This is a genomic window from Oceanobacillus sp. FSL K6-2867 (assembly GCF_037963145.1).
Lineage (GTDB): Bacteria > Bacillota > Bacilli > Bacillales > Amphibacillaceae > Oceanobacillus.
Genome location: NZ_CP150144.1, coordinates 1,852,302 through 1,876,862, shown reverse-complemented (window position 1 = coordinate 1,876,862; position 24,561 = coordinate 1,852,302). Strand labels below are relative to the sequence as shown.

General features: G+C 38.9%; 23 protein-coding genes. 19 read left to right on the top strand and 4 right to left on the bottom strand.

The features are described 5' to 3' along the window. Positions 1 to 420 precede the first annotated feature (420 nt). From larB to uxaC, 5 genes are all read left to right on the top strand, one after another. A complete protein-coding gene (gene larB / locus NSQ77_RS09280) occupies positions 421 to 1,167 on the top strand; it encodes a nickel pincer cofactor biosynthesis protein LarB (protein ID WP_339230511.1) in 747 nt (248 codons plus the stop codon). 20 nt (positions 1,168 to 1,187) lie between these two features. Beyond that, positions 1,188 to 1,664 (top strand): nickel insertion protein, encoded by a 477-nt coding sequence (gene larC / locus NSQ77_RS09275; RefSeq protein WP_339230509.1) that lies wholly within the window; start codon positions 1,188 to 1,190, stop codon positions 1,662 to 1,664. 302 nt (positions 1,665 to 1,966) lie between these two features. Then, positions 1,967 to 2,986, top strand: coding sequence for a zinc-binding alcohol dehydrogenase family protein (locus NSQ77_RS09270; RefSeq protein ID WP_339230508.1), 1,020 nt, complete (start codon positions 1,967 to 1,969; stop codon positions 2,984 to 2,986). A 103-nt stretch (positions 2,987 to 3,089) separates the two neighbouring features. Next, positions 3,090 to 4,436, top strand: coding sequence for a gluconate:H+ symporter (locus NSQ77_RS09265; protein ID WP_339230506.1), 1,347 nt, complete (start codon positions 3,090 to 3,092; stop codon positions 4,434 to 4,436). 317 nt (positions 4,437 to 4,753) lie between these two features. Next, complete coding sequence (gene uxaC, locus NSQ77_RS09260) at positions 4,754 to 6,154, top strand: glucuronate isomerase (RefSeq protein WP_339230505.1); 1,401 nt, start codon at positions 4,754 to 4,756, stop codon at positions 6,152 to 6,154. A 241-nt stretch (positions 6,155 to 6,395) separates the two neighbouring features. On the opposite strand, the gene NSQ77_RS09255 is transcribed toward uxaC, so the two are convergent. Continuing rightward, the gene (locus tag NSQ77_RS09255) at positions 6,396 to 8,696 is read right to left on the bottom strand and encodes a glycoside hydrolase family 3 N-terminal domain-containing protein (protein WP_339230504.1); all 2,301 of its coding nucleotides are present in this window, start codon (positions 8,694 to 8,696) and stop codon (positions 6,396 to 6,398) included. Between the two features lie 547 nt (positions 8,697 to 9,243). Between NSQ77_RS09255 and NSQ77_RS09250 the strand changes: the two genes are divergently transcribed. The 8 genes from NSQ77_RS09250 (at position 9,244) to NSQ77_RS09215 (ending at position 17,818) form a co-directional block, all read left to right on the top strand. After that, entirely contained in the window at positions 9,244 to 10,608 is a 1,365-nt protein-coding gene (locus NSQ77_RS09250; RefSeq protein WP_339230502.1) for a hypothetical protein, read from the top strand. Positions 10,609 to 10,802: 194 nt separating this feature from the next. Continuing rightward, positions 10,803 to 11,816 carry a TRAP transporter substrate-binding protein gene (locus tag NSQ77_RS09245; RefSeq protein ID WP_339230500.1) on the top strand — a complete coding sequence of 338 codons (1,014 nt, stop codon included), beginning with the start codon at positions 10,803 to 10,805 and terminating at the stop codon, positions 11,814 to 11,816. A gap of 64 nt (positions 11,817 to 11,880) precedes the next feature. Beyond that, positions 11,881 to 12,378: a TRAP transporter small permease gene (locus NSQ77_RS09240; protein WP_339230498.1), complete on the top strand. Its 498-nt coding sequence runs from the start codon at positions 11,881 to 11,883 to the stop codon at positions 12,376 to 12,378. Between the two features lie 4 nt (positions 12,379 to 12,382). Further along, positions 12,383 to 13,663 (top strand): TRAP transporter large permease, encoded by a 1,281-nt coding sequence (locus tag NSQ77_RS09235; RefSeq protein ID WP_339230496.1) that lies wholly within the window; start codon positions 12,383 to 12,385, stop codon positions 13,661 to 13,663. Between the two features lie 171 nt (positions 13,664 to 13,834). Further along, the gene (locus tag NSQ77_RS09230) at positions 13,835 to 15,007 is read left to right on the top strand and encodes a GNAT family N-acetyltransferase (protein ID WP_339230495.1); all 1,173 of its coding nucleotides are present in this window, start codon (positions 13,835 to 13,837) and stop codon (positions 15,005 to 15,007) included. A 313-nt stretch (positions 15,008 to 15,320) separates the two neighbouring features. Further along, positions 15,321 to 16,004: a hypothetical protein gene (locus NSQ77_RS09225; protein ID WP_339230493.1), complete on the top strand. Its 684-nt coding sequence runs from the start codon at positions 15,321 to 15,323 to the stop codon at positions 16,002 to 16,004. Then, positions 16,004 to 17,227: an efflux RND transporter periplasmic adaptor subunit gene (locus NSQ77_RS09220; RefSeq protein WP_339230491.1), complete on the top strand. Its 1,224-nt coding sequence runs from the start codon at positions 16,004 to 16,006 to the stop codon at positions 17,225 to 17,227. The genes NSQ77_RS09225 and NSQ77_RS09220 overlap by 1 nt, the downstream gene beginning before the upstream one ends. A gap of 36 nt (positions 17,228 to 17,263) precedes the next feature. Beyond that, positions 17,264 to 17,818 (top strand): hypothetical protein, encoded by a 555-nt coding sequence (locus tag NSQ77_RS09215; RefSeq protein WP_339230489.1) that lies wholly within the window; start codon positions 17,264 to 17,266, stop codon positions 17,816 to 17,818. Positions 17,819 to 17,856: 38 nt separating this feature from the next. Here the strand turns inward: NSQ77_RS09215 and NSQ77_RS09210 are convergent, their stop codons facing one another. Continuing rightward, entirely contained in the window at positions 17,857 to 18,708 is an 852-nt protein-coding gene (locus tag NSQ77_RS09210; RefSeq protein ID WP_339230487.1) for a YihY/virulence factor BrkB family protein, read from the bottom strand. Between the two features lie 141 nt (positions 18,709 to 18,849). On the opposite strand from NSQ77_RS09210, the gene NSQ77_RS09205 reads away from it, so the two are divergent. From NSQ77_RS09205 to NSQ77_RS09195, 3 genes are read left to right on the top strand one after another with little or no spacing between them, the layout of a single operon-like run. After that, on the top strand, positions 18,850 to 19,332 hold the full coding sequence (locus NSQ77_RS09205; protein WP_339230485.1) for a DUF948 domain-containing protein: 483 nt from the start codon (positions 18,850 to 18,852) through the stop codon (positions 19,330 to 19,332). Then, the gene (locus NSQ77_RS09200; RefSeq protein ID WP_339230483.1) at positions 19,329 to 19,763 is read left to right on the top strand and encodes a DUF948 domain-containing protein; all 435 of its coding nucleotides are present in this window, start codon (positions 19,329 to 19,331) and stop codon (positions 19,761 to 19,763) included. The genes NSQ77_RS09205 and NSQ77_RS09200 overlap by 4 nt, the downstream gene beginning before the upstream one ends. A 6-nt stretch (positions 19,764 to 19,769) precedes the next feature. Continuing rightward, positions 19,770 to 20,006 carry a hypothetical protein gene (locus NSQ77_RS09195; protein ID WP_339230481.1) on the top strand — a complete coding sequence of 79 codons (237 nt, stop codon included), beginning with the start codon at positions 19,770 to 19,772 and terminating at the stop codon, positions 20,004 to 20,006. A gap of 152 nt (positions 20,007 to 20,158) precedes the next feature. On the opposite strand, the gene NSQ77_RS09190 is transcribed toward NSQ77_RS09195, so the two are convergent. Further along, positions 20,159 to 20,575, bottom strand: a complete 417-nt coding sequence (locus tag NSQ77_RS09190) for a DUF948 domain-containing protein (protein ID WP_339230479.1) — start codon at positions 20,573 to 20,575, stop codon at positions 20,159 to 20,161. 216 nt (positions 20,576 to 20,791) lie between these two features. Between NSQ77_RS09190 and cwlD the strand changes: the two genes are divergently transcribed. Both cwlD and NSQ77_RS09180 read left to right on the top strand, forming a co-directional pair. Continuing rightward, positions 20,792 to 21,511, top strand: a complete 720-nt coding sequence (gene cwlD, locus NSQ77_RS09185) for an N-acetylmuramoyl-L-alanine amidase CwlD (RefSeq protein ID WP_339230477.1) — start codon at positions 20,792 to 20,794, stop codon at positions 21,509 to 21,511. A 410-nt stretch (positions 21,512 to 21,921) separates the two neighbouring features. Continuing rightward, positions 21,922 to 22,983, top strand: coding sequence for a P-loop NTPase (locus tag NSQ77_RS09180; RefSeq protein ID WP_339230475.1), 1,062 nt, complete (start codon positions 21,922 to 21,924; stop codon positions 22,981 to 22,983). Between the two features lie 63 nt (positions 22,984 to 23,046). On the opposite strand, the gene gerD is transcribed toward NSQ77_RS09180, so the two are convergent. Continuing rightward, positions 23,047 to 23,700 (bottom strand): spore germination lipoprotein GerD, encoded by a 654-nt coding sequence (gene gerD, locus NSQ77_RS09175; RefSeq protein ID WP_339230474.1) that lies wholly within the window; start codon positions 23,698 to 23,700, stop codon positions 23,047 to 23,049. Positions 23,701 to 23,892: 192 nt separating this feature from the next. Between gerD and NSQ77_RS09170 the strand changes: the two genes are divergently transcribed. Then, positions 23,893 to 24,549, top strand: coding sequence for a KinB-signaling pathway activation protein (locus NSQ77_RS09170; protein ID WP_339230472.1), 657 nt, complete (start codon positions 23,893 to 23,895; stop codon positions 24,547 to 24,549). Positions 24,550 to 24,561 lie beyond the last annotated feature (12 nt).

Here is a 24,561-nt window from a genome sequence, read left to right as displayed (position 1 = left end):
CAGACACGTGCTGTTCCCACAGGACAAGGAATGCTTCGTCAGCATTTACATCGTATTTTCGAGGAGGCACCGCCCTTCACTCACCCGGACTGTTTAGAGCACCGATCTTGTTAGGTATATTCTACTAATAGTAGACAGTGAGCCAGTTCTAGCGGAGGAAACACACGAAGACTTCTGCGGGATACGTGGCCAGAGTGAGACTCTGAAGAACGGAGTTCGAAGAGCGTCGGGTCACCCGCGAAAAGCGAAGTGTGTTTCCGAAGCGGGGATACGCACAATCTCTCAATGCACATTAATTAGAAGTTTATATAAAGTGTGTTAAATATATAAATTTACCTAGTTAAGGGGCAGTCTCCAGCTTCTATAAGAAAATGTTTAAATAAGTCCTAGCAATAAGCAGGATTAGTAAGGCGAGGAAACGTGATGGATGAAATTTTAAAACAACTACAAGATGGAACAATCAGTATCGAACAAGCTAAGGAACAACTTTCTCCATACGAAAACCTGGGTTTTGCTAAGGTTGATCATCATCGTCCGAAGAGGCAGGGTTTTCCGGAAGTAATTTATGGAGAAGGAAAGACTGTAGAACAGATTACAGCAATTATTCACGCCATCAAAGCAAAGGGTAATAATGTACTTGTTACGAGAGTGGCAAAGGAAAAAGCGGGTGCAATTTTAGAGGTGCATCCAGAACTTCATTATGATGAAACTGCAGCGTTAATTTATTGGAAACGTGAAGTATCACCTGCCAACCGAGACCAAGGATACATTGCTGTTGTCTGTGCAGGGACATCCGACTTAAGGGTGGCAGAAGAGGCTGCAATAACAGCTGAAGTGATGGGAAGCAATGTCAGACGTATTTATGATGTAGGAGTTGCGGGAATCCATCGCCTGCTAGATAATTTAGAAGCGATTCAGCAAGCAACTGTAACCATTGTAGTAGCTGGGATGGAGGGCGCGCTTCCAAGTGTTGTCGGAGGTCTTGTTTCTAATCCATTAATTGCTGTTCCAACGAGCATTGGTTATGGAGCTAATTTCCATGGGCTCTCTGCATTGCTTTCCATGTTAAATAGCTGTTCATCCGGCGTAAGTGTTGTCAATATTGATAATGGTTTTGGTGGTGCATATAATGCAGTGCTGATTGATCGTTTAGCGAATAAAGCTTAAGGCAAAGAAGGTGTATTGATATGAATTCCTATCGGCCTCCAAATAAAGAGCATATTGATAATCATATGATGAAAATGGAAGTTAATTTAGATGATATTTCAGGTGAATGGCTAGGATATGTGATGGATATGCTCTTTAATGCTGGTGCAAATGATGTGTTTTACACACCCATTTACATGAAAAAAAATCGACCAGGCGTATTATTGCAACTGCTTTGCCGCGAAGAGGCAATTGAAGAGATGAAGGAAATATTACTGCGGGAAACAACAACACTTGGTATTCGTTATTACCCATTAACCGTCCATCGAATGGAACGTGTCTTTACGAAAGTAGATACACAGTGGGGAACTGTTACGGTAAAACAAGGAATTCGGAATGGCGAAGTATTTCAAAGCTCCCCAGAATACGAAGAGTGCAGACAGATTGCAGAAGACCATTCTATTCCACTAAAGCGAGTTTATGAGGAAGTTTGGAGTCAACTGCAAACAAGGGATTGATAAATTATTATAATACATATCCCGTTTTTAAGCTTGAGACCTTAAAGAGGCTGTAATAAAGCACTTTAGGGTCTTTTTTAATAAGAGTTTTTTGTTAAATAATATTGCTGATTTTCTAAAAAACAGGCAAGGTAAATTACAGTTTTTTTCGAAAATAGACGCTAAAAAAACACTTGTCTTTATAAACGCTTACAATTACAATGGGTATTGTTATTAATTTGTTTAGTATGCAAATTAAATATTCACACTAACGCAACTATAGATAATTTTTTGACTGTATAATATCTTTTAGAGGTGAAACAATGAAAGCGATTAGAATTCCAGAAGCACATACTATTGAGATTTTGAATATTCCAGTACCAGAGCTTGAAAAGGAAAACGAAGTGAAAGTAAAAATAAAGCGAGTAGGAATTTGTGGCTCGGATATGCACATTTACCATGGCACTAACCCACTTGCAACATACCCAAGAATTGTTGGACATGAAGTGACAGGGGAAATTGTTGAGGTTGGTTCTGTAGTTTCCAAAGTATTGGTTGGGGATCATGTTGTTATCGAGCCAATTACCTATTGTGGCGAATGCTATGCATGTAAAAGCGGAAGACCAAATGTATGTAAAGAAGTCTCTGTATTCGGTGTCCATGAAGATGGGGGCATGAGGGAATTTGTTGTTCTGGAAGATAGACAGGTTCATAAAGTAGATTCTAAGATTGACTGGGATGAGGCAGTAATGGCAGAGCCTTATACAATCGGTGCGCAAGCTACTTGGAGAGGAAATGTCGAGGAAGGACAAACTGTATTTATTCAAGGAGCTGGTCCTATCGGCATTACGGTTTTAAAATTAGCTAAGCTCCGTGGTGCGACTGTTATCATTTCTGATTTTACCAATGAACGTCTAGCATTTGCGAAAGAAAATGGAGCAGATTATACGATTAACCCATCTGAGGTAGATGTAAGCGATCAAATAAATGAAATTACAAACGGCGAAGGTGCAAATGTGGTGATTGATGCAGTTGGTGTCCCGCAAACATTCGAATTAGCTGTTGAAGTAGCATCCCCTGCAGGCAATGTCGTTACATTAGGGTTCAATGCAACTCCATCCTCAATTGCAATGATGCACATTACGAAAAAGGAACTGACAATCTCTGGTTCAAGGCTGCAGACAAATCAGTTTGCGAAAGTTGTTGAGCTGATTAATTCGAAAAAATTAACGCATAATGGCCTTGTGACCCATCGTTTCCATGTCGATCAAGTAAAAGAGGCATTTGCATTTGTGGAGAAAAACCCGGATAAAGTAAGAAAAGCAGTTATTGAATTTGAATGATAAAAAATAAAGGCTTTAGCGATTAGCAGCTAAAGCCCTTTAAAGCCCATAATGAAAACGGGTTCATTACACATCTATGTGAGACATAAGGGGAGAGAAAGTTATGCCATTATTAATTGTTGGACTGGGTATTGTTGTATTGCTCATCTTAATTATGAAGTTTAATTTGAATACGTTTATTTCATTAGTTGTTGTGTCATTCTTAATCGCATTGGCACTAGGTATGCCAGTCGACCAAATCGTTAAAACGATTGAAGCCGGAATGGGAGGTACACTGGGTGGTATTGCATTAGTATTTGGCCTTGGAGCAATTCTTGGAAAATTGATTGCAGATGCAGGCGGTGCCCAGCGTATCGCAATGACGTTAATTGATAAATTTGGAGAGAAGCGAATTCAATGGGCTGTTGTAGCAGCTGGATTCATTCTTGGTATTGCATTATTTTTCGAAGTTGGTCTAGTATTATTAATTCCAATTGTTTATCAGATTTCTAAACAAATTAATAAATCATTCCTTTGGTTAGGCTTGCCAATGACGACAGCTCTATCTGTTACACATGCGTTCTTGCCGCCACATCCGGGCCCAACGGTTATTGCCCAAGAATATGGTGCAAACGTAGGGATGGTATTGGTTTATGGATTTATCATTGCTATTCCGACTGTTATTATCGCAGGTCCGCTATTTACAAAAATCGCAAGGAAATACGCGCCATCAGCATTTGAGAAAACGCCTACAGGCAGTATGGCTTCAATTGGTGATGCCAAACAATTTAAATTAGAAGATACACCAAGCTTTGCGATTAGTGCGTTTACAGCATTATTCCCAGTTATTCTGATGGCGATCTCAACAATCGTATCGTTATTAAGAGACTCAGAAACAGATAATGCTTTCTTTGATTTTGTTGCAATGATAGGTTCGCCTAGTACAGTTATGCTTATTTCCGTTTTGCTTGCTGTATACACAATGGGTGTAGCAAGAAAGATTCCAATGAAAGACTTGATGAAGTCTGCCGAGAACTCAGTTGCGGCTATTGGTATGATGTTATTAATCCTTGGTGCCGGAGGCTCTCTAAAGCAAGTATTAATTGATGGCGGTGTAGGTGATTATGTTGCACAAATCTTTGAAGGAAGTACAATCTCACCATTAATTCTAGCTTGGCTGATTGCTGCCTTAATCAGGCTTGCACAAGGTTCTGCTACTGTTGCTGCATTGACAACGGCAGGTCTTGTTCTGCCGATGATGGTGGGTACAGATGTAAACGTAGAGCTAATGGTGCTCGCAACTGGTGCTGGCAGTATTATTGCCTCTCACGTAAACGATACTGGATTCTGGATTGTGAAGGAATCCTTTGGTTTAACGATGAAAGAAACATTTGCAACATGGACAGTGCTTGAGACATTAATCTCTGTCTGTGGTTTGGTATTCGTGTTAGCGTTGAGTATGTTTGTTTAAGGGATTTTGGAAAAGGCTTTGGGATTATTGAATCCCGGAGTCTTTTTCTGGATTAGCACAGTAAGTTAGAAACATAAAGATTATAAGTTTACAATTAAAAAGCAAAATGGTTTAATAAGTTCCTAATCGATTCGGTATATTAAATAACTTTAGAAATTTTATACTTTATACTTTATACTTGAAAGATAAAGCGTTTACATATACTATTATAATATAGGTGTATTTGTTTGTTTATTAAACAAATATAAAGCGGGGATAGATAGAAAACCATAGTATATTATTGAACGAATACGTAAATGATGAGAGGTTGATTTGAAATGAAAACGTTTATAACAGACGATTTTTTGCTTTATAATGAGACAGCGCGTGAGCTTTTCCATAATACCGCAAAGCATTTACCGATTATTGACTACCATAATCACCTAAACCAACATGAAATCCTGCAGAATAAAAATTATTCCAATTTAGCTCAAGTGTGGTTAGGCGGTGACCATTATAAGTGGCGTGGTATGCGTGCAAATGGGATTGCTGAAGATTATATTACTGGGAATAAAAGTGACTATGAGAAATTCCTTGCCTGGTCAAAAACTGTGCCAAATACATTGGGGAACCCTTTATACCATTGGACACATTTAGAGTTGCTTCGCTATTTTGACATTGATGAGCTGCTTAATGAAGAGTCTGCACCAGCAATTTGGGAAGAAGCGAATGCAAAGCTCCAGACGCCAGAGTTAGCAACCAGAGCTTTACTAACAAACAAAAACGTTGAGTTTGTTGGAACAACAGATGATCCAACAGATGATTTAGAGGCACATAAGGCGCTGGCTAAAGAGGATATCTCTGTTACAGTATCACCTTCTTTCCGTCCGGATAAAGGATTGGGTATTGAAAATGATGACTTTTTATCTTGGGTGGAAAAGCTAGAAAAAGCAACAAATATGTCGATCGATAACTATGTTGCTTTCTTAGATGCTTTATCAAATCGTGTCGATTACTTCGACGAGCAAGGCTGCCGTAGTTCGGATCATGGAATCAATGTTATCTTTTATGAAAAGGCTACAAAAGATGAAGTGGCAGCAATTTTTGCAAAACGTTTAAATGGAGAAGCACTATCTACCAAAGAAGTAGAACAGTTTAAGACTTATACATTAGTCGTGCTTGGCGAGCTGTATGCTGATAAAAGCTGGGTCATGCAGCTGCATATTAACCCATTGCGTAATAACAGTACGAGAATGTTTAAACTAATAGGTCCAGATAGCGGGTTTGATTCAATCGGTGACAACCTTCTTGCTGATAAACTATCTAATTTGCTGGATGCGATGGATGTTCAGAATAAGCTTCCAAAGACAGTATTATATAGCTTAAATTCGCGTGATAATAATATTCTTGCGGCAATGGCGGGAAACTTCCAGACCGATGAAATTCCTGGGAAGGTTCAATTTGGAACTGCATGGTGGTTTAATGACACAATCGATGGCATGGAAGATCAAATGAAGACACTAGCGAATATAGGACTTATCAGTAACTTTGTAGGAATGTTAACAGATTCTAGAAGCTTTTTATCTTTCCCTAGACATGAATATTTCCGCAGAATCTTATGTAATTTATTAGGATCTTGGGTCGAAAAAGGTAAAGCTCCGAAAGATATGGCTTTGCTTGAAACGTATGTTAGAAATATTTGCTATGAAAATGCAAAACGATTTTTTAATATAGGATGAAATCTTGATCTGAAAACCTATAAAATTAAATCCTTTGCGATGGAAGTATTTATCTACACTTCTATCGGAAAGGATTTTTGGTAGATAAGAAAGCATAAAAATTTTCTATCTAAATAAGTGTAACTAAGGCATTCGCCCTAAAGGCTTGGTGAATGTCAAGATTTCTAATTGTCTGAGGGAATAAACAAAAGCTCGAATGGCATAAAGCACACTCGAGCTTAAATAGAACGTTAAATAACTCCTATTTCCAGATTTCTAGTAATTCAGCGGCAAAGGCAGAAAGCTTTTCATAACCTTCTTCAGTGATAAAGACTTTATCAAATTGTTGATTCAATTTTTTATTGAACTTTTCTAGATGCTGAACAACCTTTGCAGCATTACCTTGATTCTCGAATTTTACTATCGGATTTAATTGAGCTTGCAGTGAACGAGCGGCACCATGATTAGCGAAAGCTCCTGATTCTTCCAAACGATTAATTTCTTCGATCAAAAGCGAAGCACTTACGTAGGATAAGCCAAATCCTAGGGCATAATCGTCACCGTCGGCATTGGTGTAGGCATAGTCAAATGCTTCCGCATAGCCAGGTACATCGGATGCATTGTTTTCAACTGCTTCCATATCTGCAGGTACTGTAAATGGTAATTTACCTGTCGGATTAAAATTCCCTCGTATGACGTCTACAATAGCATCTGGTGTTGTATTGAAAGTTGCAAGTACTGCATCAGCCCCCGGTTCGATTTCGTTAATTAGCCAAGGGTTTGTCATATTTATACCTAATATAGTTGTCTCGATTTCCTCTTGAAGCTCGAGAATACGTTCAGAGTCAATTCCTGTATCAGAATCTTTAATGAGTTCAATAGATGGCGGATCGTTTTCCGTGTCATCTTCTCTCCAGCTTAAGGCGGGCATTACAGCAATATACGCGTGTGTTGCCTCTTCAACAGATTCAACAATTTCAATGGATGGATCTGCTAGCGCAATCGAGTCTGCTAATCCCTTGCTCGATTCAATTGCAGCTTCTTCGTCCTCTTCAAAAACTTCTACATAAAGCTTGATGTCTTTTGCTTCCTTGTCCGTAATTGGCAGTACGGTTCCTGTTTCTTCATTTCCATTACGCAAAAGCACAATCGATTTACGGTGTGCTTCATCTGCTAATGCTTGTGATTCAGGGTCATCAGCGATTTGCTGAGCTAGTTCTGGATTGACATATGGATTCTCAAATAACCCAAGCTGATACATCTCCGAAAGCAAGAAAGAAATGGAATGGTCAATACTTGCTTCTTCTACTAGGCCAGTATCAATTGCTTCGAGTAATGGTTCGACATCTGTACCACCAGAGAAGATATTTGTTCCAGCATCAATCGCTTTTGCATAACGCTCTGGCTCTGTAAGATGTTCGACACCCCAAGGGCGATCACCATCTTTGATAATTCCTGTATCAGAGTTTACATATCCTGTAAATCCAAGTTCATTACGGAGCAATCCTTGAAGTAATCCTTTATTGTAAGCAAAAGCAACCTCTTCAAATTGCTCTTCCTCTGAATGCCAGAGATGCTCTGGTAATTGAACAGCACTTCCATCATTTACTGGTTTCGCATAATACGGCATGATTGAAGTTGTACCTGCTTCTATCGCAGCAACGAATGAAGGTAAATGATACGTATACAAGCTGCCTTCTGTTGGGTATACGTTGGTATTTCCCCATTCATGATGAGGGTCTGTCCCATTTAAGCGCGGGCCGCCACCAGCGAAGTGCTTAATTGTTAGGGAAACACTATTTTCATCTAATTCCTTACCTTGAAAACCTTCCACAATGGAAGTAATCATGTCAGATACAAACTCAGGGTCTTCGCCAAATGTACCATCTGTTCTTGTCCAGCGTGGTTCTGTCAGAACATCTGCCATATAGCCATAGATTTTATGCATTCCAGCCGCACGCCATTCCTTTGCAGCAATTTCAGCGAACTGTCGAGCGATTTCAGGATCCTGTGTTGCAGCAAGACCAAGCTCTCCAGGCCAAGTGGATAATTGCCCACCTGCTTCTGCATGACCATACGTCTGATTCGGATTCACATGGTTACGAGGATTGGAAGTCATCACTACTGGGATTCCCAAACGGGAAGCCTCACCAAGTTCTTGAAATTCATTGTTTCGAGCAGCCAAATCTCTTGGCTCTGGGTCATCACGTACGATAAAATAACGCAAATGATTATCTTGCAGATCGATGCGACTCGAATTGTCATTAAATGTCGAAATTAACATTAATCCAGCCTTTTCTTCAACCGTCATTTTCGACAATAAATCATCTACACGTTCCTCAACGGGTAATCTCCAGTCTTCATAAGAATCCAATTCTCCGTTTGCATTCAAATCCCTAAATTCTTTGCCATCCACTTCAATAGTTTCTTTAACTCTTGTCTCAACTACGGGGGTTTCTTGTTCAGCGTGCCCAATAGTAGGATATTGGCTCATAGGAAAAGAAATAAATACAATAATTAACATGAAAACAATACTTCTTGAATAAGCTGATTTGAACTTCAATTGATCTTCCTCCCTTAAACTTATTAGTAAGTAACTTGCTAGAATATACTCTTTGTCCTGCTAGTGGACTGGAAAATCCTCTCTCAGTAATCTTTACACCTTCCTTTAAAGTAAATTAAACAACGCTTCAATCTACGTGAACACCTCCCGAAATAGTAATAAAAACATGTTACGTTACTCTTTTTGATTAGGCACTTTCATTATAATGCTGCCAACCAGAATATATATTTGGTTGGTAAACAAATTAAGTAACGTACATACATATTAATTGTAAGCGCTTTAATAAGCAATGTATTTTCTTTATATTCTAAAAAATAAATAAAATTATTCACTACTTAAGAACTAAATATGATCTATTTGATTTTATATCACTTGATAAATACCTAGAAAAATAGAAAGAGTAAAGACTTTTTAATTTTATTGATGAGTCTTATTTATGAATAATCTTGAAATTGCTTGCGCTTACATATATGATATATTTGTTTGATGTATAAACAAATATAATGTTGCTCAATTGAATTTGGAGAGTAACAGTGGGGAGGGCAAAATGAAGCATTATTCAGTATTTAGCCATTTATATATCTTTTATTCCAGTGTCTTTATCATACATATCGTTAATGTGTTTATTGAAAGTGATACCCTTAATTACATCATCGGAATATTAGCTTTATTCATGTTAGTAATATCATTTATAGGTGCATCTAATCTGTTTAGAATACTTGGGATAGCATTTATTTTAATTGGAGGTACGGTATTTACAGCATCAGAGCAATCACTAATCGAGATCCCTGGCTTGCTTACATCGAATATGTCACTTTTAACTCTTTTAGCAATGCTGCCATGGATGAATAGTGTTGTAAGAAGTGGCCGGTTTGATCGCAGCTTGAATAATCTGCTAAATGTAAATGTTGCTGATTTGGGTAAGCTTTACCCGCGTGGATCGATTACAACCCTTACATTAGCAGCTTTCTTAAATCTATCAGCCGCCAGTATTTCTCAAGATGTGCTGCAAGATAACTTACGCACCTTATCTAAAAAGGTAAGAAATTCATTTATTAGTACAGCAACTCTTAGAGGCTATACGTTAGCACTATTATGGAGTCCATTAGAGATTTTATTGGCTGTATCAATCTTCACCACGGGTGCTGACTATGTTTCATTATTGCCTTGGCTTCTGTTGATTGCAGGTATTACATTTCTGCTTGATTCACTGTGGGGGCGTTATCATTATAAAAAATATACTTATGAAAGTCCTGAATCTTCAGCTGTTAGCATGAAGGAGATTGCGAAAAAAATTATTCATTTAATGTTTGCGCTTGTTGTGTTTTTAACGCTTGTGATTACGTTAGGAAATCTATTTGATATTGATTTCATTTTTACAGTAACAATTCTTATTTTCCCTTTTGCGTTTGTTTGGGCTCAGCTAATGAGGCGAGGGCGAAGTTTTTGGGTAATTGGCTGGAAAACATGGAAGCAGAAAACAAATACGATGCAAAATTTTGTTGTTTTATTCATTACATTGGCCTTCTTCGCAAATAGTATTAGCGGTACATTATTTTTAGAATTTATCCAGCAGCCGGTATTGGCTATCATCGAATATCCATTTTTTATTTTTGTTGTAATTCAGCTCATATTTATTTTTATGAGTATGTTCGGTGTCCATCCAATAGCGACGATTGGAATATTAAGTGGTGTAATCGCTACTTTGCTTGAAACAATGAATCCAATTAGTCTTGCAATTGTTTTAACAACAAGTGCAGTTTCTACATTAACAGTTGGCTCTTATGGATTAGTAGTTCAGTTAACATCGATGAACGTTGGGCAGAATCCATACCGAATTACTTTGAATAATATGCCCTATGCACTTATGTTTGGTGGCATAGGGTCCATAGTTGCTTACCTGCTTTTGTAGGAAATGATGCAGATAGTATAGGAATAACTTACTATCTGCTTTTTGATTCTTAATAATTACAAAAACAGAATTGCGCCCTGAAATATCTCACTATTTTGTGTATAAAAAACCTTGAAAATAAAAACGCTTTCATTTATAATGAGGATATGAATTAGTTTGTTTGACTAACAAATAATATTTTAGGGGGATATTAAATGGGAAGGAAAGCGGTAACATTTATCTCGATGTTGATTTTTGTAGCTATGTTGTTAGCGGCATGTGGGGGATCGTCTGAAGAAGATGGTACTGGAGATGCTAATGGAAGTACGGAAACAAAAACATTACGTTTAGCCGAAAATCATCCAGATGATTATCCGACTGCTATCGGAGATAAGGAGTTTGCTAGACTGGTTAAGGAAAAGACAGAGGGACGTTATGAAATTGAAGTATACTCAGGTGGGCAACTAGGTGAGGAGTCAGAAGTACTAGAGCAAGCACAATTAGGTACAATCGACTTAGCGAGAGTTAATGCAATCCCATTAACACAGTTCTCACAAGATATTGGGGTATTATCGATGCCTTACTTATTTGAGGATGAGGAAGCAAAGTGGGAAAAATTGAATGGTGAAGTGGGACAAGATCTTTTAGCGACATTAGATGGATCAAACTTAGTTGGACTAGCGTTCTATGATTCCGGGGAAAGAAGCTTTTATAATTCCGAACGTCCGATAGAAAAACCAGAGGATATGGCAGGGTTGAAAATTCGAGTGCAGAATTCTGAACTGGCAATTGACATCGTAGAAACATTAGGTGCTTCCGCAACACCAATGGAATATGGAGAAGTTTATTCAGCGTTGCAGACAGGTGTAATTGATGGAGCAGAGAATAACTTCCCAAGCTATTACACTTCCAATCATTATAATGTATCAAAATACTTTACCGTGAATGGTTATCAAGGAAATCCAGAAGTATTACTAGCTTCAGAAAGTTTATGGAATGAGTTAAGCGATGAGGATAAAGAAGCGTTTAGGGAAGCTGCTTTGGAATCGGTTGCAGTACAGCGTGAGGCATGGGCGGAACTGACGGAGGAAGCTAGAGAAGCTGTAGTTGAGGCTGGAAGTGAACTGATTGAGGTAGAGGATGTATCCGAGTGGAGAGATGCAGTTCAGCCTGTATACGATAAATATGGTGACCAATTCGGCGAATGGATTGATAGACTAACAGAATAAAGCATAAATCTATAGGGGAAGCGGGGGTTATCCTCATTCCCCTATTTTCATAAGGAGGATTATGATGAAGGTATTAAGACTAATTAAGCTTATTCTGGATCGGCTGCTATTGGTAGTTTCACTTGTGCTTCTTGCAGTCATGATTGTCATCATTATATACCAGGTTTTTTCACGTCAGATACTTAGTTCAACACCTTCCTGGTCAGAAGAATTATCACGAGTTTTATTTGTATGGGTAAGCTTTTTAGGCATAGCTTATGGGTTTAAAGAAAAGCTTCATATTGCGTTAGGTCTTGTTGTCAATATGATGCCCAGCAAAGTTCAGGATGTTTTTGATTACTTTGCTAAAGTGCTCGTTATATTTTTGGGTGTTATTATGATGTACTATGGGTGGAATTTTACAACATTGATGGGAAATAATATCATGCCCGGAACGGGGCTGCCTAGTAGTATGTTGTATCTGTCTATCCCAATAGCTGGATTTTATGTCACACTGTACGGCATATTGTTATTATTCAAGAAAGGAATGCATCAAGAGTTTGATGATGCAAATGAGGGGTGAGACGATGGAGATACTTATTTTATTTGGCAGTTTTTTCTTGATGTTAATTTGTAGGGTCCCTATCGCTCTCACATTGATTATTTCATCCTTGTTCACCGGTATTTATATGGGTATTGACCCAGCAGCTCTTGTACAGCGAATGGTTGGTGGATTGGATTCATTTGCACTACTGGCAATACCTTTTTTCATTTTAGCTGGGGAAATTATGAATGAAGGTGGAATTTCGAGAAGGTTAATTAATCTTGCTAATGTTATTATCGGGAGGATTAGAGGCGGACTAGCTATGGTAAACGTATTGGCAAGTACCTTCTTTGGCGGAATTTCAGGTTCAGCACTTGCTGATACTTCCTCACTCGGTTCAGTATTAATTCCGATGATGAAAAAACAAAAGTATGATACCGATTATTCCGTTGCAGTAACGATTTCAAGCTCCACACAGGGAGTAATGATCCCTCCAAGTCATAACATGATCATCTACTCAACTGCTGCGGGTGGTGTATCTGTCGGTGCGCTTTTTGTTGGAGGTCTTGGACCAGGGTTAATTCTTGGTCTTGCTATTATGATTTTAACTTACATGCTTGCTGTGAAACGAAATTATCCTAAAGGGGAGCCTATAAAGCGCGAAGAAATTCCGAAAATCGTTCGTGATGGATTATTAGGTTTATTTACAGTTGTAATTATTATGGGCGGGATTTTAAGTGGTTTCTTTACAGCTACTGAATCAGCAGCAATTGGTGCGCTTTATGCATTTATCATTACATTCTTTGTATATAGGGAGATACCTATTTCTAGAATGGGATTAATTTTGGAAAGAACGTTTCGAACATTAGCGATGGTTCTGTTTTTGATAGGCGCTTCGTCTGCTTTTGGCTGGTTGCTAGCTTTATTGAAAGTACCTGCATTAGTTTCAGATGCGCTATTAACTTTCTCACCTAATGATGCCATAACAATACTGGTTATCCTGATTATTTTACTTTTGTTAGGAATGGTTATGGATATGGCACCACTTATTTTAATTGCAACGCCAATCCTTCTTCCTGTTGCAACAAGCGTAGGAATGGATCCGGTCCATTTTGGAGTTGTATTAATTCTTGCATTAGGGATTGGACTTGTTACACCTCCGGTAGGTTCAGTGCTTTTCGTGGGGTCTGCGATTGGCCGAATATCGATAGAGAAGTCAGCAAAGGCGATGTTACCTTTCTATAGTGTAATGATTATCGTACTCTTATTAGTAGCATATATACCGGAAATCGCATTATTTTTACCAAATCTGTTTGGACAGTAAAATCAAATAAAAACACTGCAAACCATGCAGCATAAAGGTTTGCAGTGTTTTTATTTTTATAAATTCTATATAATAAACATTAAATTACTTGTTTTTTCTGCAATGAAAGTTAAAGATTACTAGATTTTGACACAATCTCCAGTGCAACATCATATAAAGGGGGACGCATAAATGAATCCAATAAAAAAATTATCTGCAGCTGATTATAACGAGATTTTTGAGTTATCCCAGTTTGCTTTTCAATATAAATTATCAGAGGCAGATTTATTAAAAAAGAAGGAAGAAGCAGAGCGACACATTATTTGGGGATGGATGGAGGAAGGCCGGATCGCTGCAAAGCTCCATTTGATACCGTTGTCTGTATATATTAACGGTAAGCATTTTGAAATGGGTGGTGTCAGCGCTGTGGCAACATGGCCAGAATACCGAAGGAATGGAATGGTAAAGCAGCTGCTTGCCCACGCTATAAAACATATGAAGAAAAATGGTCAAATGCTGTCGTATTTACATCCATTTTCAGTTCCGTTTTATCGGAAATTTGGCTGGGAAGTTGTGTTTAATGAAAAACACTACACAATTCCAATGGAAGCATTAAAACGTAAATGGGACGCAGCTGGCTATGTCCGGAGAACGACGGTGGATATCGAGCTTTTTCACTCTATTTATACTGATTTTGCCAAGCAATTGAATGGATCGCTAGTTCGTGACGAGAAGTGGTGGAAGCAGCGCGTTTTAGCGAAAGATATGATGATGTCGGTTTGCTATGATGATAATAATCGACCAGAAGGCTATATATTCTACAATGTAAAGGATCGGATTTTCGAAGTGAAAGAGCTTGTGTATCGTTCGTTAAATGGTTGGAAACTGCTTTTAAATTTTATTGCTAATCATGATTCCATGGCAAAAGAGGTCAAGATGACGGTACCCGAAAATGATATGCTTCCATTATTAATTGGTGAGCCACGCTTTAAGCAAGCAGTTGAACCATACTTTATGGGTCGTATTGTTGATGTACCGAACTTTTTGAAAAGCTACCCTTTTAATGAGGATTTACCCGATGCTACCTTGCTTCTGCATGTAAAGGATCATTTCTTGCCGGAAAACAGCGGGAGCTATGATATAAATGTGGAAAAAGGCAGTATCCGGATTTTTCGGTCAGATTCAGATACATATAAAACCGAAGGAATTCACTGTGATGTCCAGCAATTAACCTCGATTCTTCTAGGCTATAGACGGTCGCATGAGCTAGCGAAGATCGGACTAATTCAAGCAGATACGAATACGCTGGACATATTGGAAAAGCTTATCCCAGTAAATCAAACATTTCTTGCAGATTATTTTTAAGACAGTTTTTATTATGCATTAAGGAATCTAAAAATGGAATTCACCGGCCAAATCCGGTTTCACTTTATCGTAATGATGTTCTTTCCGGAAATGCCATGCCTCAGATTGCGGCTGTTCCGGAAAATGATTCGAACCTATCTGAGAGCTGTTATAACAACTTAATCCAAAAAATTTACCCTCTCGCCACGTTTCGACAAATTGCCACAATCCCTTCCAGGGACTAATTTCCTGTTGTGAGTCAGAAAAGACAAAATTCATAGAATTTCTTCAAATTGTACGTTAAAATAAAGTCACTACGGCAAGAGGAAAAGGAATGGGGTTTATGACATATCGTGTTCATTTATTTAGGCTCCTTTTTTCGATGGAGGATGATTTATTTCGCATTAAAAAAGCAGAACGCATACAGCAACTGTGGAAGGTGAGTGTTGTCCTCGTTCTTGCAGCGATTGCTGTCTATCTTTGGATGGCATATCTTGGATTAGGAACAGAACGTATTTCAGGTGTCGCAGTAACACTAAGTGATTTGACGTATGAAACTAGTAAGCTGTGGTTTCTGCTAGGGAGAGGGCTCTATGCCATTTTATTTGCAGCATTTATCTTATTTTTTCCAGGCTTCTTGTTTTATCTGCTTACAGGAATCCCATATCAAAAGCTAGTTATTATGCAGCAGATTGTCCTAGTTGTTATGCTGATGGAACGACTGCTCTGGATCCCACTTGTTATTGTTGCTGGGTTGAACTGGCAGGTTTCACCATTATCCTTAGGTATCATCGCCTCATACATAACGGAAGTGCCTTGGGTGATTTACTTTTTTGGGGCAATTACATTATTTCAGCTATGGATTATTTGGTTTCAAGTAAAATATCTCTCTGTATTTTCAGAAATGAAGAAATTCGTTATTGCGATTAATGTTATTTTATTGCATTTTCTGGGCTGGTGTCTTACAGCGCTTACTGCTTTTGGTGATGTTTACATATTAAGTAGGTGGTTTGGATGATGCGAAAAAGAATAGCCCCCATACTAATGGCTGTGTTTATTGTGGTGAATTTTTTGCTGGTGTTCTTAGATGATGAGGGAAAGGTGGAACGTATATCTTATATTAATGAATGGACGAAAAGCTTTGAAAAAGATATGAGGGAGAAGCTTTATAAACCTGGTGTGCTTCGTGCTGCAGGGAAAGAGCATGTATATTTCGACAATCAGCTTGGAAGCTTTCAGCAATTTCTTGTTGAAGAAGGAGAACAGGTAAATGAGGGAGATGCATTATATACATATCTTGTTCATGATTATTACGAAATGGAAGCTGATTTGATGAATCAAGCAGATCAGATTCAAGAAGAGATTTCGGCAATTGAACAGGCGATTTCGCAAATGGAAATGTATCAGATTCCGTCGGATGAAGTCGGTTCACCAAAAGCTGTCACCATTACAGAGGAGTTAATTGAATTAGAGTACCCTCAAACGTCAATGGAAGCCGATTTGTTGAGGGAGCAGTTTTTAGTCGAAAAAGAACTGGAATTGTCACAAAAAAGTGCACAGCTTCAGACGATTAATAATCAATTAGTCGAGCTGCGGACAACTGGAGATACTATTACTGTACAAAGCCCTTATGAAGGAGCAATTAGTCAGCTGGACGTAAATCTGGATGATCCAGTAATTACGATTCAAAATAAAGATGTGCTTGCAATTGGCGAATTGACAGAGCAAGAGCGTGCCAATATGGAGGAAGGGCGTATTGCTGAAGTAGCTGTTCATGAAATGGGAGTTCGCTTAGGTGGAGTCGTCGAGGAAGTTAGTAACACACCAAAGGAAATTGACATTGAAAAGGAGAGCATTTACCCTTTCCAAATTGTCCTTGAAAGAGAAGATGGTGCAGAGGGATTGCTTCCAGGCTATCATGTTGATATAGCCATAACGATGGAAGAATCGCTTGGTGCAACAGTGCTCTTTGAGAAGGCGATATTCACGGATGCTGTTTGGAAAATGACACAGGAAGGAAAAATTGCTAAAGAAAACATTGAAAAAGGCTTGCATGTGGATGAGGTTGTAGAGGTTTCTGCTGGAGTGGAGCAAGGAGAATTCGTTGCTGTTGGGCCATCGCCCTTTTTCCAGCATGGCGCTCACTTTATTACTCCATTAAGGACAAAGCAATTAACGGGTGAATCATTTTCGGATGCAAATTGGCTGGAGTATTTTGTAACAGGTTTATTGTCGAGGTAATTCTATAGGAAGCTTAATTAGGAATGAGGATAATTTATGAAGCTTCAACATCCTTTAATGAAGATAGGTGAACAATTAAATAAGAGTAACATTGAATGGGCGGTTGGTGGGTCACTATTGTTGCAACACTACCAGCTAATTGATTCGCCAAATGATATTGATATATTGGTTGCTGAAAAAGATACCGATCTGATCAGGCATACAATGAGTCAGGTTGGGAGAGAGCAAGCAGCTACTAGAAAAGACCCGTTTCGCACAACTTATTTTTATCAGTATGAGGTAGATGAAGCTGGAGTCGATGTAATGGGTAACTTCGCTATTGAACATAATCAAGGGACCTACAAGTTATTCTTTGATGCGAATCATATTGTTGATAGGAAGAATATTCAAGGCGTTTTTATCCCCTTATCAGCACTGGAGGATTGGTTTGTTTTATATCAGTTAATCCCGAATAAGCAAGAAAAAGCAGCGCGAATCGAACAATATTTTTATACGAATGGGATTACACAGCCCAATCTACTGTATAGAGCATTGGAACAGCCATTGCCTTTTATGGTGCGGGCAAGTATTAAACATATTCTAAGTCAGTAAAAGAAGGCTTGGAGATGATGCTCCAAGCCAGGTTCATTTTAAATATTTGCCGCTTTATGAATTTCTGTATTCTCTCTCGTGGCCTTTTGGTGATACATTACACTAAGGATAGCACCAACCATGAGAATAATAGCTGTTAAAAAGAACCAGATCATTAATACGATAATCCCCCCGAGGCTTCCATATGTGGCAGAGTAGTTCCCGAAATTACCTACATAGATGGAAAAGCCAAACGAGATAATCTGCCATAAAATACTTGCTGCTAACGCGCCAGGGAGTATATGCTTAAATGGAATTTTTTTATTGGGTGCAAATCGATAGAGGCACATGAGCAACACGGTAATAATAATAAGACTAATTGCATAACGTAACACTTGCAAGAGCCATGTCATTTCAGCGTTTATGCCAAGCAATGATATACCGAAGTCTAATAGAACATCACCAAAGACAGGTAGCAGAATAGCAGTAACAACCGCAAGAATCATGCTAAGTGTTAATCCAAATGCAATAAGACGGACAATAATAAATGATCTAGTTTCTTCGACATCGTATGCTTCGTTCGACGCTTTGATAAATGCGTTAATCCCATTTGATGCAGACCAAAGCGCACCAATGATACCGACGGTTAAAAGGCCGCCGCGCGGTGTTTCTACGAGACTGACGATATTTTCTTCCAAGACAGAAACCAGTTCGCCAGGCACAATTGAGCTAAAAAAGTCCATCGCATCATCAGGACTGATTTGAAAATAGGGAATAATAGCGAATCCTACGATTAATAGCGGAAAAATAGCTAAAAGAAAATAGTATGCTAAGGATGCGGCAAGTAACGTAACATTGTGTTGGTTGAATTTTTTCATAAATGCTTGTGAAAATTGTTTAACAGCAGCCATTCTGAGTCCTCCAATTCGTTAGTTACTGTTTCTATACCCATGATTTGCTCTTATCAATCTTTTGGATGCGCGCGTAAACGTTTTATTTATTAAAGCGCGTGGTATAATATAGTAGTGTTAAATAAGGAGGGACCATTACATATGGAAATCTTTTACGTCAGTATTTTGTTCGTTTCGATTGCCTTTGCAATTGTTGCCATTTATCTATCCTTTGTATTAAAACGTGTTGCAAATATGGTAAAAACACTTGGGACATCGCTTGAAGAGCTTGAACGGGAATTAGAATACATGACCCCGCATCTTAATCAAACATTAAATGAGTCAAGTAAACTGGTTGATGACATTCGAGAAAAAGTTAATGCTACAGATAGTGTCTTTGACTCGGCTGAAAATGTTGGGAAGTCAGTCATATCATTAAATGAAGTCTATGATGAAACAAGCAAGCAGCTTTCAGAGCAAAAATTAGAACAAAAAATGAAGCCATTTGTCGCGGGAATGACATGGAGCGAGGTCGCTATACAGTTATTTTCAAAATGGCAATCAGGAACAAAAGAAAAAAATGAATTGATCGTACAGCAGACGGACATTGTTCCGGTAAATACAGGAAAAGAGGGATCAAGATGACGTTAGTGGGAATTGGTGTACTGCTTATTGGAGTGGCGTTTCTTGTCTTAGCGTTCTTCATTGGACATGCTTTGAATAACCTTGCAGGTGTCCTGGGTGGAATAGATAAGACTGTAAAAGAGCTGCCAAAGCAATTAGATGATGTTTTTAAAGAAACAGGCAATATGATTAATGAAAGTAATCAAACGTTAGTTGATGTGAATGATAAGCTCAAGCATTTGAGCCCGCTGTTTTACGTAATCGGAGATGTCGGTAATGTGACACGTAAATTCTCTTCCTCACTAGTAGATGTAACTGACTCAATTAAAACGAAAACAGAAGGCGGTAAGGAAGTTGCAGAAGGCAATAAGCTTGGGGGCGTCTATGGCACCTTTGCCTTAGGATATTACTGGCTTAAAAAGCGTCAGGAACTGAAAAAAGCAAAAGGGTGAATAATTATGAGAGAAGGCAAAAGGAACTTCGTCATGCTTGCAAGCACTGTTGCAGGAGTTTCTCTTGGCTGGCTGGCGGTCGATTACTTATCGAAAAGGCAGCAGCAAGGAGTAAATAAATCGGTTTTCGAGCGCGTGAAAAATTTGGAAAAGAAACTCTATGCGGATGGGGCAATGCGAGCAAATGATATCAAGCGCATTAAGCAGGATGTAAAAGATGCGGTTGTTGAAAAATCCCTCTAGAAGAAGTAGAAAGAGACGAGTCGTTAAAAAATGACTCGTCTCTTATTTATTTTCAAGTTCTGACAAGCAGGACTTTCACATGGCAGATAAGAAAGTATAAAGTTTCTTATGCTGCATAAGAGCAACTAAGGCATTCGCCAAGTTTTCTAATGTTACTTCCTTGTTTTTCGAAAAAGAAAAAACCCAAGCGTTAATGCTCCGTATAATCCTTCAAGGTTTTTTCGTGTTGAAAAATCATTGGCATGCTGTGTATTTTGCTTCATATCTTCAACTGCATCCACCATTTTTGATGACAGCTGGTTAGCTGCATGTCCAGCATCTCCAACGATTTGGAAAATCGGGCTTAAATGTTTAACCTGGCTATTTACCTGATGTAATGTATCGATACCCGTTCCAATTGCTTCCGTTGTTTGGGAAGTTACGTCATCCACTGTTTTTGGGAGCTTATCTGTTGTTTTCTGTATGCTATTTAAAACACTTGCCAGCTTGTTCAGTGGTTTAATAAGGAAAACAACCAATCCAATAAATGCAACTCCAATAATGATTAAACCAATACCAATCCAAATCATACCATTTATTCCCTCCTATTCATTTGTCTATTTGTAATTAATAGCCTTTTTCAGTTTTCAGTAAACATTTCCTCATCTTTAGGATACCACAAATCGGTAGTCATAAACCCGTAACTTGTCCCATAAATTTAAGAATAGAATAGTTAAAATACGTGTTCATAAGGGTCGGGGAAATTTTGATCGGACTTTTGAACAATCTTTAGAGGAGCGGGTAAGATGGGGCGTAGGACGAAGATAATGTATTGGGTGCTTGGTGTATTTGTTTTAGTGTTTTTAATTCAATTTCCAATTACCCAAAATGATTTTGAAGCGAGTGGTCCATGGTCGCCGCCACTTTCCGGAAAAACAATTGTGATTGATCCGGGACATGGTGGACCGGATGGTGGAGCAGTTGGGTCAGACAAAACAGAGGAAAAGGATGTTGCGCTAGCTGTATCAAAAATGCTGCAAAGCTACCTGCAGCAAAATGGTGCAATCGTTTATTTGACGAGAGAAGAGGATACAGACCTTGCTGATGAGAGTACAAAAGGGTTGGCGAGAAGAAAAGCAGAGGATATCCGCAACCGTCTGGATTTTATCCATGAAAAAAAACCGGATTTCTTTTTAACGGTACATTTAAATGCAGTACCTTCCAGCCGTTGGAGAGGAGCGCAAACCTTCTATTACCCAGAATTCGATGAAAATGGGCACTTAGCAAAAATGATTCAAGAGGAGATTATTCGCAACCTGGATAATACAAATCGTTCACCATTAGTAATTAATGGGATCTATTTACTAAAGCATGCAAAGGTGCCGGGTGCACTTGTCGAAATTGGCTTTTTGTCGAACCCTGAGGAACAGGCATTACTGACACAGGAGGATTATCAGCGGAAAATGGCGGTGAGCATCTATGAAGGTGTTCTCAGATATTTGACAGAGGAAATAGAGGAGGAATAGTGAAACCGCCACCATAGTGCAAATCACTTAGATTTGACATGAAATATGTTATACTAAAACTACGTGTTCAAAAGTAGGTTAAAAAGGACCGGGAGTCGGCTAATTTTGCAGCGTTCTTTTGCGGGTATCGACACTAACACGTCCATTGCATTAAAGTTCAAGTCGGCGAAATTTTGGGCGGTGGAACGTATGCATTTAATACATGAGCAGACGTTCTTGCACGTAGGAAAAGGCGAACTGGCGAACTTCAACTTCCAAGGGATATGGTGACTTCGTCGTTCGACACAAGACACGGCGTTTAGTCAAAGGTCTTGCTCCCGGTGTGTCATTTTTACCGGACTTTTTGAACAAGCTATAGCAGATGCAGTACTTCATTTGTTAGTACATAAGATAAAGGGTGGTGGCTTACGATGTTAACGCAAGAAGAAGTGAAAGAACTGTTAAGTCCTGTTCAGGATCCTTTTTTACATAGAACACTGGAAGAAACCGGTGGGATTATCAGTGTAACGATTAAGGAGGACAAGAAGCATGTCAGCGTTAAAATTGGTATTTCAAAAACAAATACCGCTGAACAAATGCAATTGCAGCAGGAAATCGTTGGCATATTAAAAAGAAATGGTGCAAACACCGTCGGACTGCGATTTGAACAGTTGCCTGATGAAGTCATTCAAAAATATCAGCCTGCAGCAGAACAAGCGAAAGAGGCTTCACTTATGGGTGGAAACACCAATACGAAGTTTATCGCAATTGCCAGTGGTAAAGGTGGCGTAGGGAAGTCTACCGTAACCGTTAACCTTGCAGTTGCCCTCAGAAGACTTGGCAAAAAGGTCGGTATTATTGATGCTGATATTTATGGCTTTAGTGTGCCTGACATGATGGGTGTGGAAGAACGGCCTGTTGTTCGCGGCAAAAAGATTCTTCCAGTAGAACGTTTTGGGGTTAAAGTAATCTCAATGGGCTTTTTTGTAGAGGACAACTCTCCGATCATTTGGCGCGGTCCAATGCTTGGTAAAATGATTAATAGCTTCTTTTCAGAAGTGGAATGGGGCGATTTGGACTATCTGCTCCTTGATTTACCACCAGGAACAGGAGATATTGCAATGGACGTCCATGAGCTTCTGCCAACCTGTAAAGAGATTATCGTAACCACGCCGCATCCGACAGCGGCATTTGTAGCAGCAAGAGCAGGGCAAATGGCTCTGAAGACGGATCATGAAATTCTAGGCGTTGTCGAAAACATGGCCTATTTTGAAAGCAAGAAAACGGGTGAAATTGAATATGTATTTGGTGAAGGCGGCGGTAAAAAGCTCGCTGAAGTACTAAAAACAAAGGTATTGGGACAGTTGCCAATTCAACAGCCATATGAGGAAGAGGATATATTTGCTCCTTCCGTGTATCAAGAAGATCATCCGAATGGAAAACAGTTCCATAAAATTGCAGCTAAGGTGATTGCCAAGCTTGAAGATGAATAAAAGAGGGGGGCCCCCCTCTTTGTTGTTTTCCAGAATATAAAAGGTGGTAAGCGTAGGGTGTTTCTAGCTTCCCCCGCCACCGCCTCCACTTCCTCCACTGCCACCTTCCTCTTCTCCACCGGTGCTTTGGCCGCCACCTTGCTGTTGAGAACCTTGGCCACCCTGTTTTTTAGCCTGTTCTTCAGCAGCTTTTAACAAAATTTCCTGCATTTTTGCTTGGAATAATGGAGTTTCGAGCGTTTGTGTGATTGATTCCTCTAAGTGCTCTTTAAACTGCTGACTTTTTAAGAGACTGAGTATCTGATTGGTAACTTCAGGATTTTGTAATAAGTCCAGCATTTGTTTCTGGTAAGCTGCATCATTCATTAAGTCTTTCATTAATTTCTGCTGTTCTTCTGACATGGACTTAGCATAGCCTTCGACAAAACTTGGGTCCTCAAATAGTGTCGACCACATCTCTTTCCCCTTATCGGATACAAGGGTCTCATTAATTGATTTCTTCACCACATCAGATTGAATGACAAGCTCTTGCTTTAGCTTCTCATCGGACATTATTTCTGCTAACGCCTTTTTTCCATCTTCTGTTTGTAATATATCAACAACCATTTTCTTTGTTGCCTCATAGTCACCCTCTTTATGGGATCCACCTTCACCATTGCATGCAACAAGTAGCATGAAGGATATTGCAAGGAGTGTTAAACATACTTTGCGTAACATGTGATATTGTACCTCCTTCCTATATCCTTAATATGAGTGACAAATTTATAAAATATTCACTTGGAGTGGGAAAAATAAAGCGCTTCATGTTAGAATATGTCATAAAGGATGTACTATCAAAGTCGCGATTAGAAGCTGTGCTTCTTTATGAGAAAAGTTGTTCATTGCCGCAGATTGTAGGGGGATTTTATATTGAATAGTCGTAACTTGGTAAATTTTTTATGGAAAACGTTTATCATCGGGGGAATTGCAGGTCTTGTTGTTAGCTTCTTTGTAAAGCCTCAAGATTATGCAACATATTTAAAACCATTTGATTTTTTCGAAGTGGTTGGACTTATTTTGTTTTTTGGCGGACTGGGCCTGACTTTCAGTGTTGTTAGTATGACTGGTTTTTTCGCCTATTTATTTATCCATCGAATGGGATTGAATATGTTTCGTTCCTTTTGGCCAACTGTCCAAGTGCTCGTCATTGCATTTGTTCTATTTGATTTAGTATATTTTCCGTATCAAGCAGCTGATGGGGAGGTAGCTGTTTATTGGTATATGTTAGGTGCTGCAGCCTTGCTGGCATTTGGCTGGATTGTTTCCAAACGTAAAGCGAAAGAAACAAATCCAAAAGCGTTTGTACCAGCGCTATTTTTCATGGTTGTTATTACAACAGTTGAATGGGTTCCCGGATTACAAGTACAAGGCAGTGATTATGCTTGGTTAATGATCGGCCCTTTGCTGGCATGTAATACATATCAATTGCTTACCTTACATCGCATAACAAGAAAAGCAGGTGATAAGCAAACAAAAGGAAAAAAGACGAACAAGCTAACAGGAGAAGCAAAAGCTAGTAAAGCATAGGTATGAAGGAAA

Excerpts from the sequence above, each read along its gene's own strand:
- larC (WP_339230509.1), top strand. The coding sequence starts at position 1,188 with ATGAATTCCTATCGGCCTCCAAATAAAGAGCATATTGATAATCATATG.
- NSQ77_RS09270 (WP_339230508.1), top strand. The coding sequence starts at position 1,967 with ATGAAAGCGATTAGAATTCCAGAAGCACATACTATTGAGATTTTGAAT.
- NSQ77_RS09265 (WP_339230506.1), top strand. The coding sequence starts at position 3,090 with ATGCCATTATTAATTGTTGGACTGGGTATTGTTGTATTGCTCATCTTA.
- uxaC (WP_339230505.1), top strand. The coding sequence starts at position 4,754 with ATGAAAACGTTTATAACAGACGATTTTTTGCTTTATAATGAGACAGCG.
- NSQ77_RS09250 (WP_339230502.1), top strand. The coding sequence starts at position 9,244 with ATGAAGCATTATTCAGTATTTAGCCATTTATATATCTTTTATTCCAGT.
- NSQ77_RS09245 (WP_339230500.1), top strand. The coding sequence starts at position 10,803 with ATGGGAAGGAAAGCGGTAACATTTATCTCGATGTTGATTTTTGTAGCT.
- NSQ77_RS09240 (WP_339230498.1), top strand. The coding sequence starts at position 11,881 with ATGAAGGTATTAAGACTAATTAAGCTTATTCTGGATCGGCTGCTATTG.
- NSQ77_RS09235 (WP_339230496.1), top strand. The coding sequence starts at position 12,383 with ATGGAGATACTTATTTTATTTGGCAGTTTTTTCTTGATGTTAATTTGT.
- NSQ77_RS09230 (WP_339230495.1), top strand. The coding sequence starts at position 13,835 with ATGAATCCAATAAAAAAATTATCTGCAGCTGATTATAACGAGATTTTT.
- NSQ77_RS09225 (WP_339230493.1), top strand. The coding sequence starts at position 15,321 with ATGGGGTTTATGACATATCGTGTTCATTTATTTAGGCTCCTTTTTTCG.
- NSQ77_RS09220 (WP_339230491.1), top strand. The coding sequence starts at position 16,004 with ATGCGAAAAAGAATAGCCCCCATACTAATGGCTGTGTTTATTGTGGTG.
- NSQ77_RS09215 (WP_339230489.1), top strand. The coding sequence starts at position 17,264 with ATGAAGCTTCAACATCCTTTAATGAAGATAGGTGAACAATTAAATAAG.
- NSQ77_RS09210 (WP_339230487.1), bottom strand. The coding sequence starts at position 18,708 with ATGGCTGCTGTTAAACAATTTTCACAAGCATTTATGAAAAAATTCAAC.
- NSQ77_RS09205 (WP_339230485.1), top strand. The coding sequence starts at position 18,850 with ATGGAAATCTTTTACGTCAGTATTTTGTTCGTTTCGATTGCCTTTGCA.
- NSQ77_RS09200 (WP_339230483.1), top strand. The coding sequence starts at position 19,329 with ATGACGTTAGTGGGAATTGGTGTACTGCTTATTGGAGTGGCGTTTCTT.
- NSQ77_RS09195 (WP_339230481.1), top strand. The coding sequence starts at position 19,770 with ATGAGAGAAGGCAAAAGGAACTTCGTCATGCTTGCAAGCACTGTTGCA.
- NSQ77_RS09190 (WP_339230479.1), bottom strand. The coding sequence starts at position 20,575 with ATGATTTGGATTGGTATTGGTTTAATCATTATTGGAGTTGCATTTATT.
- cwlD (WP_339230477.1), top strand. The coding sequence starts at position 20,792 with ATGGGGCGTAGGACGAAGATAATGTATTGGGTGCTTGGTGTATTTGTT.
- NSQ77_RS09180 (WP_339230475.1), top strand. The coding sequence starts at position 21,922 with ATGTTAACGCAAGAAGAAGTGAAAGAACTGTTAAGTCCTGTTCAGGAT.
- gerD (WP_339230474.1), bottom strand. The coding sequence starts at position 23,700 with ATGTTACGCAAAGTATGTTTAACACTCCTTGCAATATCCTTCATGCTA.